Origin of the sequence: Cyanobium sp. Copco_Reservoir_LC18 (assembly GCF_009834675.1) — a bacterium.
In the GTDB taxonomy this organism is placed as follows: domain Bacteria; phylum Cyanobacteriota; class Cyanobacteriia; order PCC-6307; family Cyanobiaceae; genus Cyanobium; species Cyanobium minutissimum.
This window is the reverse complement of the sequence record NZ_ASAC01000023.1, coordinates 22,844-36,923: the sequence shown is the minus strand read 5'-3', so window position 1 is coordinate 36,923 and position 14,080 is coordinate 22,844. Positions and strand designations below refer to the sequence as shown.

Sequence of the window (14,080 nt, the reverse complement as noted above, 5' to 3'; positions counted from 1 at the left end):
CTTGCTCTCCTCCGACCCCTCCCCGGCCCGGCAAGGCACCTACGACCTGGTGGTGCAGCAGCTGATCCCCGGCTACGCCAGCCTCGCCCGTCTCTCCGTGGCCCTGCTCTCCTCCTCCCCCCTGGCCTCGCGCCGGGAGGCCGCCGTGCTGGTGGCGGGATGCGGCACCGGGGCCGAGCTGCTGGAGGCCGACGCCCAGCGGCCGGACTGGCAGCTCACGGCCATTGATCCGTCGGCGGAGATGCTCGCGGTGGCCCGGCAGCGCCTGCAGAACCGCGGCCGGATCGACTGGCATCACGCCACGGTGGAGCAGCTCGGGGCCGAGGCCCGCTTCGATGGCGCCCTGTCGGTGCTGGTGCTGCAGTCCCTGCCCGACGACGGCACCAAGCTGGCCTTCCTCACTGCCCTGGCCCGCAGCCTGCGGCCCCAGGGGCAGCTGGTGCTGGTCGACCTGATGCGTCCGGAGCGCTCCCCCCTCACGGCCCAGGTGACCGAGGCCTGGCGCTGCTTCCAGCGGGCCAGCGGCGTGGAAGGGGGGGCGGTGGGATCCACCGCCCAGATCCAGGGATTCCACCCGATCGGCATCGCCCGTCTCACGGCCCTGGTGGAGGCCGCGGGACTCAGCGATCCGGCGCCCTTCTTCCAGGCCCTGGACTTTCAGGGCTTTCTGCTACAGCGACGGGCCTGAAGCGACGGTCCACCGATTCCTGCTGGCCGGGGAGCAGGGGGCGGTCCATGACCACACCGGCCAGGGGGACCAGCAGGGTGAGCAGACCCAGCAGGACACCCCCCAGGGTCCCGAAGGGCTGGTCGAAGAAGAGGGTTTCCGGATCTTCGGGGCCCGCACCGGGGGTTCTGCCGCCGCGGTTGGAGCCTCCGGACGTGGAGGGACGGGAAAGGGGCGTTCGGGGGCCCGGACTGTCCGGGTCTCCGCTGGAGTCAACCTCGCCGACGTCGGGGGTGGGGCAGAGTCCGGCGGAGAAGGGCCCCGGAGCGCCGGCGGCGGAAAGGCCGGCCGGGGAGGCAAGGGAGGCTGTTCCCCGATGGGAACCGGAGCGGGACTGGGGACGGACGGTTCGGACGTGATCCATGCGTTCGTGCAGCGGAGAGGCCCGGTGCACTGGACGGAGAACAAAGGTTGTTTGCAACGATTGTGCCACCGATCGGCTCGATCGGCCCCCCGGCGACGGCAAAACGACAGGGGGACCGGACGGCGGTGGTCCGCCTCCGTCCGCCCGTCAGGCGGCCGGCCGTGACTGGGAGTGTCTGTGGAGGTGCAGATCGGCGGGAGGCACCTCGGCCCCGTCGAGCCGGGCGCGGATGGCCCGCAGCTCCTCCAGGATCGACGCCAGCAGCTGCTGGGTGGCGGTGGAGGGCGAATTGAGCACCTCGACGGTCACCTCCTTGATCCGCAGCACATCGCGGGCGAAGCGGGCCACCTCGTGGGGGTGGAAGACCAGGGGCTCCTTCTGGTCGCTGCGGTACTCGGGATTGAGCTTGCGGGGATTGAAGGGGGGGTTGAGGTTGCGGGGATCGGTGTTGGTGTAGCGGTACACCGAAGCGCGGGAACGGTTCAGGGAGCGCTGCACCTCATCGATGCCGATCAGGGTTTCGGTGTCGGTGCGGGTCTCAGCCTGCAGGGCCAGCGGCGCGGCCGGCGAAGCGGTGGAACCGCCCGCTGGAGAGCCGACCTGTGCAGGGTGAGCAAGCATGAGACTGGCGTTGGACGCACTGGACTGACGGCTGACCATAGCAGAGTTTTTTCTCGTCAGCCGCCCGCCCACAGGGGCAGGGTCGTTGCGGCGACTCGCTCCCGGCGACAGCCCCCCGGTCCGTCGGGTCGGCGGTGATAGCGTCCAGCGCCGAACCGGACTTTCTCCATGCGCGTCTCCCGCCTGATGCTGGTGACGCTTCGCGACGACCCGGCCGAAGCCGAGATCACCTCCCACAAGCTGCTGCTCCGGGCCGGCTACATGCGCCGTCAGGCGCCCGGGATCTTCGCCTATCTGCCCCTGCTGTGGCGGGGGCTGCAGAAGATCTCCGCCATCGTCCGCGAGGAGATGGCCGCCGTGGACGCCCTCGAAACCCTCCTGCCCCAGCTGCAGCCCGCCGATCTCTGGCGCCGCAGCGGCCGCTGGGACGGTTACACCGCCGGGGAGGGGATCATGTTCCACCTGGTGGATCGCCAGGTTCGGTCCCTCGGCCTCGGCCCCACCCATGAGGAGGTCGTCACCGCGCTGGCGGCCGACCTGCTGCGCTCCTACCGCCAGCTGCCGGTCTGCCTGTATCAGATCCAGACCAAGTTCCGTGATGAGATCCGGCCCCGGTTCGGCCTGATGCGGGGCCGCGAATTCATCATGAAGGACGCCTACTCCTTCCATGCCGACGAGGCCTGCCTGCGGCGCACCTATGCCGCCATGGACGGGGCCTACCGGCGCATCTTCGAGCGCTGCGGCCTGCGGGCCGTGGCGGTCGAGGCCGACAGCGGCGCCATCGGCGGTTCCGCCAGCCAGGAGTTCATGGTCACCGCCGAGGCCGGTGAGGACCTGATCCTGACCAGCCCCGACGGCCGCTACGCCGCCAACCAGGAGCGGGCCGTCTCCCTGCCGGCGCCCGCCGTTCCCCTGCCGGCCGGCCCCTGCCGGAGCCTGGCCACCCCGGAGCAGACGAGCATCGAGGACCTCTGCGAGGCCCACGGCCTCGATCCCACCCAGACGGTGAAGGTGCTGCTGCTGCTGGCCCGCTTCGCCGCGGCCCCCGCCCGCGGGGTGCTGGTGTGCCTGCGGGGCGACCAGCAGCTCAACGACGTCAAGCTGGCCAACGCGGTGACGGCCCGCTGCCCGGACGCCGGCGCCCTGCTGGAGATCGGGCCGCTGCTGGTGGATCACCTTGAGGCCGCCACCGCCGTTCCCTTCGGCTTCCTGGGTCCCCATCTGGGCGAGTTGCCCCTGCGGCAGCCCGATCCCCGGGCGGCCGCCGCTCCCCTGCTGCGGCTCGCCGACCCCTCCGCCGCCGAGCTGGAGGCCTTCGTCTGCGGCGCCAACCGGGTGGATGAGCACCTGGTGGGGGCCCGCTGGGGCGAGCTCTGCCCGCTCCCCGAGGTCGTCGATCTGCGGGCGGCCCAGCCGGGGGAGCGCTGTGTCCACGACCCCTCCCAGCGGCTGGAGGCGGCCCGGGGCATCGAGGTGGGCCACATCTTCCAGCTGGGCCGGAAGTATTCCGAAGCCCTGGAGGCCCGCTTCACCAACGAGGCCGGCGGCGACGAAGCCCTGTGGATGGGCTGCTACGGCATCGGCGTCTCGCGCCTGGCCCAGGCCGCCGTGGAGCAGCACCACGACGCCGACGGCATCCGCTGGCCCGTGGCGATCGCCCCTTACACGGTGATCATCGTCATCGCCAGCAGCCAGGACCCGGTGCAGGTGGCCCTGGCCGAGGAGCTCTACGGCCGCCTGCTCGCGGCCGGGATCGATGTGCTGCTGGATGACCGGCCCGAGCGGGCCGGTGTGAAGTTCAAGGACGCCGATCTGATCGGCATCCCCTGGCGGCTGGTGGTGGGCCGTGGCGCCGGCGAGCGTGCGGTGGAGCTGGTGGACCGCAGCGGCGGCACCGGCAAGCGCGACCTGACGGCGGACGCCGCCTGCGAGCAGCTCGTCCAGTCGCTCGGGCTCCAGGGTGCATCCCCGTAGGATTTCGCCAGACGCCGTTCCTCCCTTGGTCGCCTTCCTGCGCCGCAGCCTGCTCCGTCCCCTTCTGGCCCTCGGCCTGTGCCTCTGCCTCGGACTGAGCGGCTGCAGCCAGGCCCCCGGCGGCCTTAGCGGCAACTACGTGGATGACACCGTCAGCGTGGCCCAGACCCTGCTGACCACCATCGCCCTGCCCCAGGACGACCCCGCCCGCCAGGAGGCGGAGGTGCAGGCCCGCCAGCTGATCAACGGCTACACCGCCCTCTACCGCCCTCGCCAGGACATCCACGGCCTGGCCTCGTTCACCACCATGCAGACCGCCGTCAACGCCCTGGCGGCCCACTACGCCGGCTACGCCAACCGCCCCCTGCCCGATCCCCTGCGCAGCCGCCTGGAGAAGGAGCTCAAGAAAGCTGAAGCAACGGCGGTGCGTGGCGCCTGATTCTTTGACGGAGGGGGCCTTGATCTGAGAAGCTCTCCCCTTGTGCTTAGAAGCGGCTCCGGGCCGCTGTTTCCTTGGCCAATGTTGTCGTCATCGGTGCGCAATGGGGTGACGAAGGGAAAGGCAAGATCACCGATCTGCTGAGTCGCTCCGCCGATGTCGTGGTCCGCTATCAGGGCGGGGTCAACGCCGGGCACACCATCGTCGTCGAGGACCGGGTCCTCAAGCTGCATCTGATCCCGTCGGGGATCCTCTATCCGGACACCATCTGCCTGATCGGCTCGGGCACGGTGGTGGATCCCAAGGTCATGCTGGGTGAGATCGACACGCTGCTGGAGCTGGAGATCGATGTCTCCGGCCTCAAGCTGGCCTCCACGGCCCACGTGACGATGCCCTACCACCGCCTGCTCGACCTGGCGATGGAGCAGCGTCGCGGCGACCGCCGCATCGGCACCACCGGCCGCGGCATCGGGCCCACCTACGCCGACAAGTCCGAGCGCAACGGCATCCGGGTGATCGACCTGCTCGATGCCGACTGCCTGCGCGACCGCCTGCTGGGGCCCCTGGCCGAAAAGAACGACCTGCTCGAGAAGGTCTACGGGATCCCCGGCCTGGATGCCGACGCGGTGATCGAGGAGTACGCCGCCTATGGCCGCCGGCTGGCCCCCCACGTGGTGGACTGCACCCGCACCATCCACGAGGCGGCCCGGGCCCGCAAGAACATCCTCTTCGAGGGTGCCCAGGGCACCCTGCTCGACCTCGACCACGGCACCTACCCCTACGTCACCTCCTCCAACCCGGTGTCGGGCGGCGCCTGCATCGGCGCCGGCGTCGGGCCCACCCTGATCGACCGGGTGATCGGCGTGGCCAAGGCCTACACCACCCGGGTGGGCGAGGGCCCCTTCCCCACCGAGCTGGAGGGCAGCCTCAACGACCACCTCTGCGACCGGGGCGGCGAGTTCGGCACCACCACCGGCCGGCGGCGCCGCTGCGGCTGGTTCGACGGGGTGATCGGCCGCTACGCCGTCCAGGTGAACGGTCTCGACTGCCTGGCGATCACCAAGCTGGATGTGCTCGACGAGCTGGACGAGATCCAGGTCTGCGTGGCCTATGAGCTCGACGGCCGCCGCATCGACTACTTCCCCAGCAGCTCCGATGAGTTCGCCCGCTGCCGGCCCGTCTTCCGCAGCCTGCCGGGCTGGCAGTGTTCCACCGCCGACTGCCGCAGCCTGGAGGATCTGCCCCCCACCGCCATGGCCTACCTGCGCTTCCTGGCCGAGCTGATGGAGGTGCCGATCGCCATCGTCTCCCTCGGCGCCCAGCGCGACCAGACGATCGTCGTCGAGGATCCCATCCACGGCCCCAAGCGCGCCCTGCTCAGCGTCTGAGCCGGCGTCCCCCAGCCCAGGGCCTCAGTCCCTCTCCTCCTCTCCCCGGCCCACCCCTCACCCCCTCCCCGACCCCCTTGACCAGCACCGCCAAGCGCTTCGACGTGGTCGGCATCGGCAATGCCATCGTCGATGTGCTCGTCCAGGCCGACGACGCCTTCCTCGAGGCCCATGGCCTCACCAAGGGCACCATGGCCCTGGTGGACGAGGCGCAGGCCGAGCGGCTCTACGCCAGCGTCGGCGCCGGCCTGGAGACCTCCGGCGGCTCGGCGGCCAACACCCTGGCGGGCATCGCCCAGCTGGGTGGCCGGGCGGGCTTCATCGGCCGGGTCCGGGACGACCAGCTCGGGGCGATCTTCGCCCACGACATCCGGGCCGTGGGGGCGAGCTTCGAGACCCCCCCGGCCACCGGCGGCCCCTCCACCGCCCGCTGCCTGATCCTGGTCACCCCCGATGCCCAGCGCACCATGTGCACCTACCTGGGGGCGTCGGTGGGCCTCGATCCCGCCGATCTCGACCTGGAGATGGTGCGCCAGGCGAAGGTGCTCTACCTGGAGGGCTACCTCTGGGACAGCGAGGAGGCCAAGCGCGCCTTCATCGCCGCCGCCGAGGTGATGCGCGCCAGCGGCGGCGAGGTGGCCCTCTCCCTCTCCGACGCCTTCTGCGTCGAGCGCCACCGCGAGAGCTTCCTGGAGCTGGTCGACGGCCATGTCGATGTGCTGTTCGCCAACGAGATGGAGATCACCGCCCTCTACGGCAGCGACAGCTTCGAGGCGGCGGCCGACCAGGTCCGCGGTCGCTGCAGGGTGGCGGCCCTCACCCGCAGCGAGCGGGGCTCGCTGCTGCTCAGCGGCGACACGACCCTGGCGATCGAGCCCTTCCGCCTCGGCCCCCTGGTGGACACCACCGGCGCCGGTGACCTCTATGCCGCCGGTTTCCTCTACGGCCACACCCGGGGCGAGAGCCTGGAGCGCTGCGGACGGCTCGGCTCGCTCTGTGCCGGCCAGGTGGTCACCCAGCTGGGTCCCCGTCCCCAGGCCTCCCTGCCGGAGCTGGTGGCCCGCCACCTGGGCTGAGCGCCAGCTGCACCAGCAGCCAGCGACCGTAGGGGCCGTCGCTGGCGGCCGGCCAGTGGATCCATTCGGGGGTGTCGTAGCTGTGCAGCTCCCCCAGGGCGCCGCGCAGGGCCGCCAGTTGCCCGGGGGTCGTCTTGAGCAGCAGCTGCACCTCCTCGTTCCGCTCCAGCCGGCCCTGCCAGCGATAGAGCGATACCACCGGGTGCAGGCTGGCGCAGGCCACCAGGCCCCGCTCCACCAGTTCCCGGGCCAGGGCCTCGGCCCGCTCCCGGTCGGCTTCGGTGGTGAGCACCAGGCTCAGGGGGGTGGGTTCAGGTCCAGGCATGGGCGGGGCCGGCTTCAGCCGTCCTGACCACTGTCGCCCAGCCGTGCCAGCAGCGCCTCCAGCGGCAGGGCCTCCACCCGGGCGGGCTCCCCGGGCCGCTCCAGGAGCAGCAGCCGCAGACCCAGGCCGGCGCAGATCCGATGCCAGCGGGCCTCGTTGGCGCCCCCGGAGCGGCGGCAGAGCACGGTGTCGATGCGCCAGTGGCGGCAGAGGGCGCGCTCGATGCGGCCATCGCCCCCGGGGCGCAGGGGGGCCAGCCGCTGCGGTGGTAGTCCGGCGGCCAGGGCCGTCGCCAGGGCCTCCCCCTGGGGCAGCAGGCGGGCGTGGTGCAGCACCCCCGGCGAGGCCGCCACGGCCTCGGCCAGGCGGCGGGCGCCGATCGCCAGCAGCAGCCGCTCCCCAGGCCGGCAGAGGCGCCCCAGGCCGGCCAGATCCTCCAGGGGCTGGGCACCACCGGCACCCAGATCGGGCCGCAGCAGCCGCAGCAGGGGCTGGGAGCGGGCGCTGCAGCCGCGGGCGAGGGCTGCGCTGATGCGGGTGGCGAAGGGGTGGGTCGCATCGATCACCCAGGTGTAAGGGGCGTCCCGCCGGCCGGCGTCGGCCAGCTCGGCGGCGACCCCGGCCTCCGGCCCCTCGCCCCCCCCGATCGCCCCCACGGCCAGCTCCAGGCGGGGATGGGCCCCATAGGCCAGGGCGGCGGCCCGGCTCACCAGCGACACCCTCAGGTGCCAGCCCCGGGCCAGGAGCCGCCGCGCCAGGGCCGGCCCCTCCCCCGTGCCGGCCACCAGCCAGATCCTGCCGCCACCGCCGGCGCTCCCGTCGCAGCCGCCGGCACGACCGGGCGGATCGGCCTGGATCCCGTCGGGCGGATGCATCAGGATGGGTCCTTCCATCCGTTGGTCAGGGCGTGAATCACTGCTTGCTGGAGGTGGAGGTCCTGGAGGCGCCCCAGGTGCGTTACACCCAGGACAACCAGACGCCGGTGGCCGAAATGGCCGTCCAGATCGAGGGGCTGCGGCCCGATGATCCCCCGGGGCAGCTGAAGGTGGTGGGCTGGGGCAACCTGGCCCAGGACCTCCAGAACCGGGTGCAGGTGGGCCAGCGCTTCGTGCTTGAAGGTCGGCTGCGCATGAACACCGTCACCCGCCAGGACGGGGTCAAGGAAAAGCGGGCCGAATTCACCCTGGCACGTCTCCATCCCCTCGGCCCCGGCACCGGCATCGCCCCGGCAGCGGCCGCGGCGCCGGCCCGCAGCCCGGCCCCCCTGTCGACGCCCCGCCCCGCCGCTGCCGCCGCCGGCCCCGCCCCACGGCGGGCCCCGGCGCCGGCTCCTTCCCGCCCGCAGGTTGCCGAACCCGCCGCGCCTGTCTGGGACACCTCCCCGCTGGTCCCCCTGGGGGACGATGACGACATTCCCTTCTGACCCTTCGGCTCAGAGCCGTTCGCCGGCCTGGTCGATCAGCTGGCCCAGTTCCCGCTCCAGGGCCGCCAGATCCAGCCGCCATTCGCTCCAGCGGCCGCTGTCCAGCTGGCGCAGCAGCCAGAGGCGGTCCTCCCCCAGCTGGGTGAGCAGCTCGGCGGTGCTGGGGGCCTCTGGCCCGCCCCAGGGCGTGTCCGTGCCGGCTTCGGCCCCCACGGGGCTGGCGGAGACGCCGTCTTCGGTGCTGGTATGGGGGCTGGCTTCTGAGCTGGCCATGGGGCGGCGGGGCGGAGCCTTGGACCGCCATCCTGGCCCCCGCTGACGGAGAATGGGGCGATGCAAGCGTTTCTCTCCCCCGGCAGCCTGGTGACCGTCGCCGGCGCCGTTCTCACTGTGATCGGATCGATCGCCTACGCCACCGACAGCCCCAACATCAGCCTGGCCGGGGTCTTCTACGGCGTGCCGATCCTGCTGGGGGGGCTGGCGCTGAAGTCCTCCGAGCTGCCCCCCGCCGAGCGGCTCACCCCAGCCTCCCGCCTGCGCGACCTGCGCCAGCAGCCCGGCAATGAACCGCTGCGCAAGCTGCTGGCCGACGTCACCCGCTGGCGCTACGGCCAGAAGGCCCACCTGGAGAGTTCCCTGGAGGCCCTCAGGCTCTGGGACGAGGACGCCCCGCCCCAGCTGGTGGCCGTCGAGGAGCTGGAGGCCGGCGGCGGCTACGGGCTGCGGCTCACGATCGAATGCCATGGGGTGGCCTTCGAGCGCTGGCAGGATCGGCGGGAGCGCCTCGGCCGTTTCTTCGGTCCCGGCCTCACGGCCGACCTCCGGCAGGACGGCCCCGGGCGCCTGCAGCTCAGCCTGCTGCCGGCTGCCGCCCCCTCCGATCCGTCCCTCGCCGCCCCCGTCCCTTGAGTCCCGATCGGTACATCAGCACGGAGGACACCCTGCGGGTGTCCGTGCTCAGCGAAGCCCTGCCCTACATCCAGCGTTTTGCCGGCCGTCGCATCGTCATCAAGTACGGCGGGGCGGCCATGGTGCGGGAGGACCTGCGGGAGGCGGTCTTCCGCGATCTGGCTCTTCTGGCCTGCGTCGGTGTCCAGCCCGTGGTGGTGCACGGCGGCGGCCCGGAGATCAACCAGTGGCTGGGGAAGCTGGCGATCGAGCCCCGCTTCCAGGACGGCCTGCGCGTCACCAGCCCCGACACCATGGACGTGGTGGAGATGGTGCTGGTGGGGCGGGTCAACAAGCAGATCGTCAACGGCCTCAACCGGGTGGGCGGCCGGGCCGTGGGCCTGTCCGGCAGCGATGGCGGCCTGGTGCTGGCCCGCACCATGGGTGACGGCACCCTCGGCATGGTGGGCGATGTCGCCCGGGTCGACCCCTCGGTGCTCGCCCCCCTGCTCGCGGCCGGCTACATCCCGGTGATCTCCAGCGTCGCCCCCAACGCCGATGGTCTGGCCCACAACATCAATGCCGACACCGTGGCCGGCGAGCTGGCCGCGGCCCTGCAGGCGGAGAAGCTGATCCTGCTGACCGACACGCCCGGAATCCTGCGCGACCGCCATGACCCCGCCAGCCTGATCCGCCAGCTCACCCTCTCCGAGGGCCGCCGGCTGATCGCCGACGGGGTGGTGGAGGGGGGGATGACCCCCAAGACCGAATGCTGCATCCGGGCCCTGGCCCAGGGGGTGAAGGCGGCCCACATCGTCGATGGCCGGGTGGCCCATTCCCTGCTGCTGGAGGTGTTCACCAACGCCGGCATCGGCACCATGGTGGTGGGCAGCCCCGGCCTGGTGCATGGTTGAGGAGGACCCCCTCGCCGAGGCCCGCCGGGCGCTGGATCGTGGTGAGTACGGCCAGGTGCTGCGGTTGCTGGAGCCCCTCCAGGAGGAGCGCTCCCCCCTGACGGCCGCCGGCGCCGAGCTGCGATTGCTGATGGCCACCGCCCTGATGGGCCAGGGGCGCACCGACCAGGCGGCGGCCTGCTGCCGCGGCCTCGTCCGCTGCCGCGATGCGACGCTGCGGGCCCAGGCCAAGGCCCTGCTGCTGGTGCTGGAGGCCCCGGAACTGCGCCGTCCCAGCAACTGGTCGCTGACCCTGCCGGACCTTGCCGGCACCACCCCCCTCGAAGGGGTCGGGGGCGGCGTCAGCCGCCGCTCCCGCCGCCGCCCCGAGCCGCCGCCGCCGCCGCCGGTGGGGCCCACCCGGGCGCCGGTCGGCTTCGCGCTCGTCGTGGCGGTGGTGCTGCTGCTGCTGGCCACCCTGCTGGGGGGCTGCATGCAGGTGCGCACCGAACTGCGCTTCGAGGGCCCCGGCCGGCTCCAGGTCAGCCACCAGCTGCGCAGCGACACCGGCACCGACAGCCCCTGGCAACGGCGGTTCGTCGCGGCGCTGGCGGGCCAGGCCGAGGGGATCGCCGCCCCCGGTCCCTTCCGCCCCTCCGGCGGCAGGGGCGACCGGCTGGTCTCCACCCCCGTGCTGCCCGCCGGCGAGGCCCTCGCTGCCCTGGTGGGCAGCCTGGAGCTGGCGGGCCGGCTGAGCGGCGTCCCCCTGGCGGCGCCGGTGGTGGTCTGGGAGGAACGCAACTGGCTGCTGGGGGTCCGCCAGCGCCTGCAGCTGGAGCTCGATCTCCAGGCCCTTGAGACGATTCCCGGGCTGGATCTGGCGATCGTGCTCGACCCGGTGCGGCCGGCGGCTGTCCTGCGGGCGAGCCCCGCTGCCGTCGCGGCGGCCCCACCGGCCGACGGCGGCCATCGCCGCCTGCTCTGGCCCCTCACGCCCGGCCAGGTCAATGTGCTGCAACTGCGCTGCTGGCGCTGGAGCGCCCTGGGGCTGGGGGCGGCGGCCGTGGGCCTGGCCCTGCCGCTGGTGCTCGGCCTGCAGGCGGTCCGGCGGCGGCTGGGTTTCGGCCTGCCGGAGCTGCCGGCCTGACCCCCCGCCCCTGGGGCCGGCCCCGATCTCAGAGTTCCAGGGGGTCGGGATCGATCGTCAGGCTCACCCCCGGGGGCAGGGCCCGGCGCAGGTCGGCTTCGGGGGGAAGGGGCAGCGCCGCATCACCGTCCGGCGCCCCATCGGCGGCGGCGTCCGCCCCGGGGCCGCTGCCGTGCAGCAGCAGCTGCCAGCGGCTGCGGCCCGCCACCCTGGCCACGGGGGCGGGGGCCGGGCCGATCACCACCCAGCCGGCCGCCTCCACGGCGGGACGGATCCGTTCGGCCAGGGCGGCGGCGGCCGTGGCCGTGCCGCTGGCGGATGGACCGGCCAGCCGCAGCAGGCAGGCCCGGCCGAAGGGCACCATGCCCCCCTGGCGGCGCAGCTCCAGTTCCTCGGCCAGGAAGGCCGCATAGCGGCCGTCCACCAGGTGGCGGATCACCGGATGCTCGGGGCTGTAGGTCTGCACCAGCACCTCGCCGGGGCGTTCGCCCCGCCCGGCGCGCCCGGCGAGCTGCAGCAGCAGCTGCAGGCACTGCTCGGTGGCGCGCAGATCGGGCCGGTGCAGCAGGCCGTCGGCCGCCAGCACCGCCGCCAGGGTCACCCGGGGCAGGTCCATGCCCTTGGCCAGCATCTGGGTCCCCACCAGCACGTCCGCCTCGCCGGCCGCGAAGCGCTCCAGGAGGCGGCGGTGGCCATCCCGGCCCCGGGTGGTGTCCCGGTCGAAGCGGATCAGCCGCAGACCCTCCAGTTCCGTCGCCAGCTGCTCCATCACCCGCTGGGTGCCGGCGCCGAAGGGCTTGAAGGCGGTGGACCCGCAGTGGCCGCAGCGATCGCCCATCTCCTGGCGGTGGTCGCACCAGTGGCAGCGGAGCCACTCCCGACCCTCCCGGCCGCCGGCCCGGGGGCCGCGGTGGACGGTGAGGGGCACGTCGCAGTGGGGGCACTGCACCACCTCGCCGCAGCTGCGGCAGCTCAGGAAGGAGCGGTAGCCGCGCCGGGGCACCAGCACGACGGCCTGCTCGCCCCGCTCCCGCAGGGTCTCGAGCCGGGCCATCAGGGGGCGGCTGATCAGGCGGCGGTGCCCCTCCTCCAGCTCCAGGCGCATGTCCACCAGCCGCACCGGCGGCAGGGGGCGTTGGCCGATCCGCTCCGGCAGGGGCAGCAGGCGGGTGTCGGCGGGCTGGCCCCCGGGGCGCGGCTGGCAGCGCCACCAGGTCTCGACGGAGGGGGTGGCAGTGCCGAGCACCAGCCGGGCCCCCGTCTGGCGGGCCCGCAGCCGGGCCACCTCCCGGGCGTGATAGCAGGGCATGGGACTCTCCTGCTTGTAGGAGGCATCGTGTTCCTCGTCGAGCACGATCAGGCCCAGCTGGCCCAGGGGCAGAAAGACGGCGGAGCGGGTGCCCACCGCCAGGCAGGGCTCGCGCCGCCGGGCGGCCTCGAGGCAGCGCCGCCAGGCCACGACCCGTTCCCCATCCCCCATGCCGCTGTGGTACTCGATCACCGCCGGACCGAAGCGGCGCCGGCAGCGGTCCAGCAGCTGGGGGATGAGACCGATCTCCGGCGCCAGGATCAGCACGCTGCGCCCCGCCGCCAGCTCCCGGGCCGCCGCCTGCAGGTAGACCTCGGTCTTGCCGGAGCCGGTCACGCCCCAGAGCAGCAGGTTCTGGCCCGGTGGCGCCCCGGCGATGGCGGCCATGGCCGCGGCCTGGGCCGGACTGGGTGGCCGGGCGCCCTCCAGGGGGGGCGATCCAGCGCCCGCCCCGCCGCCGGGGAGGCCCGGGGCGCCGCCGGCCCTCGACGGGCCGCGGCCCGCCTCCCTCAGGAGCAGGCCCCGTCGCTCCATCGTGGCGATCAGGGTGCGGCCGAAACCGGCCTCCTGCACCAGATCGCGCAGCAGCCGCGTCCCCCCGTGGCTGGCCAGGTGGTCCAGCAGTTCCTGCTGGCGGGGGGTGATGGACGCCATGGCCGCGGCCGGGTTGGGCCGCACGGTCCAGAGGGTCCGTCCCTGGCCGGGGGGACGGCGGGCCTGTCCCAGCCAGCCCGGCGGCAGCGCGCTCTTGAGGGTGCGGAACAGGCCGCTGTGGCACTGTCGGGCCACGCCCTCCAGCAGGGCCTGCCAGAGCGGATCGATCGCGGCGCTCTCCAGCACCGCGTCCACCGGCAGGATCGGCCGACCCTCCATCGCGCTCGGACAGACCGCCGCCGTTGCCACCACCAGACCGGTGTGGGGCCGCCCCTGCAGGCGGACCCGCACCAGATCTCCCGCCCCGATGGCCAGGCCCGAGGGGTTGGCGTAGGTGAAGGCCCGCCCCTCCCGGCCGGCCTCCAGCCACACCTCCAGCCAGCCCGGGGGGGCGGGTTCGGGTGGCGATGGTGAGGAGGTGGCTGGCAATCTTGCAAAGATCTCATGCCATTCCTAGGATGACGCTGTTGGGCCGCCCGAAAGGCTGCCGTCGGAACCGCGCAGAGTTCCGTCCACAGGGAAGACCCGCTGAGGATCCAGGGATTCACTCCCTCTTCATTCCTCCGGTCTGAGACCACCCGTGACAGCCCTGCACCGGCTCTGGCCGACTTCCACCATCCCAATCACGCTCCTGGAGCGATCCATCCACCATCCATCGGCATCGGCTCCGTGAGCGGGGTCCTTCCATCCCCCCACGTCCTGTTGTTCTCCTGGCCCTCCCGCCCGGCTCCGTACCGGCAGCATGGAGGATGGGATCGGGAGTCACGGACCCGGAGGGTAGGTACCGGCTGATGGAATTACGCCCCTGACCATCTGCGGGCCCCTCGCCCCACCCGCCTTTCCCTCGCCCGC

General features: G+C 73.1%; 14 protein-coding genes. 9 read left to right on the top strand and 5 right to left on the bottom strand.

The genetic code is table 11. From position 1 onward, the window contains the following. The first annotated feature begins 1 nt into the window (after nt 1). Nucleotides 2–688: a class I SAM-dependent methyltransferase gene (locus L107_RS12945; protein WP_159819481.1), complete on the top strand. Its 687-nt coding sequence runs from the start codon at nt 2–4 to the stop codon at nt 686–688. Nucleotides 689–1,238: 550 nt separating this feature from the next. On the opposite strand, the gene L107_RS12940 is transcribed toward L107_RS12945, so the two are convergent. Beyond that, nucleotides 1,239–1,712 (bottom strand): resolvase, encoded by a 474-nt coding sequence (locus L107_RS12940; RefSeq protein WP_236550687.1) that lies wholly within the window; start codon nt 1,710–1,712, stop codon nt 1,239–1,241. Nucleotides 1,713–1,880: 168 nt separating this feature from the next. On the opposite strand from L107_RS12940, the gene L107_RS12935 reads away from it, so the two are divergent. The 4 genes from L107_RS12935 (at nt 1,881) to L107_RS12920 (ending at nt 6,589) form a co-directional block, all read left to right on the top strand. Next, nucleotides 1,881–3,686: a proline--tRNA ligase gene (locus tag L107_RS12935; RefSeq protein WP_159819477.1), complete on the top strand. Its 1,806-nt coding sequence runs from the start codon at nt 1,881–1,883 to the stop codon at nt 3,684–3,686. A gap of 25 nt (nt 3,687–3,711) precedes the next feature. After that, complete coding sequence (gene psb27, locus L107_RS12930; protein WP_094587393.1) at nt 3,712–4,125, top strand: photosystem II protein Psb27; 414 nt, start codon at nt 3,712–3,714, stop codon at nt 4,123–4,125. Nucleotides 4,126–4,199: 74 nt separating this feature from the next. Then, nucleotides 4,200–5,513 (top strand): adenylosuccinate synthase, encoded by a 1,314-nt coding sequence (locus L107_RS12925; protein ID WP_159819475.1) that lies wholly within the window; start codon nt 4,200–4,202, stop codon nt 5,511–5,513. A gap of 77 nt (nt 5,514–5,590) precedes the next feature. Then, a complete protein-coding gene (locus tag L107_RS12920; RefSeq protein ID WP_159819473.1) occupies nt 5,591–6,589 on the top strand; it encodes an adenosine kinase in 999 nt (332 codons plus the stop codon). Here L107_RS12920 and cutA read toward each other — a convergent pair. Both cutA and L107_RS12910 read right to left on the bottom strand, forming a co-directional pair. Next, on the bottom strand, nt 6,525–6,914 hold the full coding sequence (gene cutA / locus L107_RS12915) for a divalent-cation tolerance protein CutA (protein ID WP_159819471.1): 390 nt from the start codon (nt 6,912–6,914) through the stop codon (nt 6,525–6,527). The genes L107_RS12920 and cutA overlap by 65 nt on opposite strands. A gap of 14 nt (nt 6,915–6,928) precedes the next feature. Then, nucleotides 6,929–7,789, bottom strand: a complete 861-nt coding sequence (locus L107_RS12910; protein WP_159819707.1) for a precorrin-6A/cobalt-precorrin-6A reductase — start codon at nt 7,787–7,789, stop codon at nt 6,929–6,931. A gap of 32 nt (nt 7,790–7,821) precedes the next feature. Here L107_RS12910 and L107_RS12905 point away from each other — a divergent pair, with 32 nt between their 5' ends. Then, a complete protein-coding gene (locus L107_RS12905; RefSeq protein ID WP_159819469.1) occupies nt 7,822–8,337 on the top strand; it encodes a single-stranded DNA-binding protein in 516 nt (171 codons plus the stop codon). A gap of 9 nt (nt 8,338–8,346) precedes the next feature. Here the strand turns inward: L107_RS12905 and L107_RS12900 are convergent, their stop codons facing one another. Next, nucleotides 8,347–8,550 carry a hypothetical protein gene (locus tag L107_RS12900; RefSeq protein WP_159819705.1) on the bottom strand — a complete coding sequence of 68 codons (204 nt, stop codon included), beginning with the start codon at nt 8,548–8,550 and terminating at the stop codon, nt 8,347–8,349. A gap of 120 nt (nt 8,551–8,670) precedes the next feature. On the opposite strand from L107_RS12900, the gene L107_RS12895 reads away from it, so the two are divergent. Genes L107_RS12895 through L107_RS12885 form a run of 3 tightly spaced genes read left to right on the top strand, consistent with a single transcriptional unit; the run spans nt 8,671 to nt 11,265 of the window. Continuing rightward, nucleotides 8,671–9,246 (top strand): DUF2854 domain-containing protein, encoded by a 576-nt coding sequence (locus L107_RS12895; protein ID WP_159819467.1) that lies wholly within the window; start codon nt 8,671–8,673, stop codon nt 9,244–9,246. Next, on the top strand, nt 9,243–10,139 hold the full coding sequence (gene argB / locus L107_RS12890) for an acetylglutamate kinase (RefSeq protein WP_159819465.1): 897 nt from the start codon (nt 9,243–9,245) through the stop codon (nt 10,137–10,139). Before L107_RS12895 ends, argB begins: the two co-directional genes overlap by 4 nt. Continuing rightward, a complete protein-coding gene (locus tag L107_RS12885; protein WP_159819463.1) occupies nt 10,132–11,265 on the top strand; it encodes a DUF3153 domain-containing protein in 1,134 nt (377 codons plus the stop codon). Before argB ends, L107_RS12885 begins: the two co-directional genes overlap by 8 nt. A gap of 28 nt (nt 11,266–11,293) precedes the next feature. Here the strand turns inward: L107_RS12885 and priA are convergent, their stop codons facing one another. Next, complete coding sequence (gene priA, locus L107_RS12880; protein WP_159819461.1) at nt 11,294–13,657, bottom strand: primosomal protein N'; 2,364 nt, start codon at nt 13,655–13,657, stop codon at nt 11,294–11,296. Nucleotides 13,658–14,080: the final 423 nt, after the last annotated feature.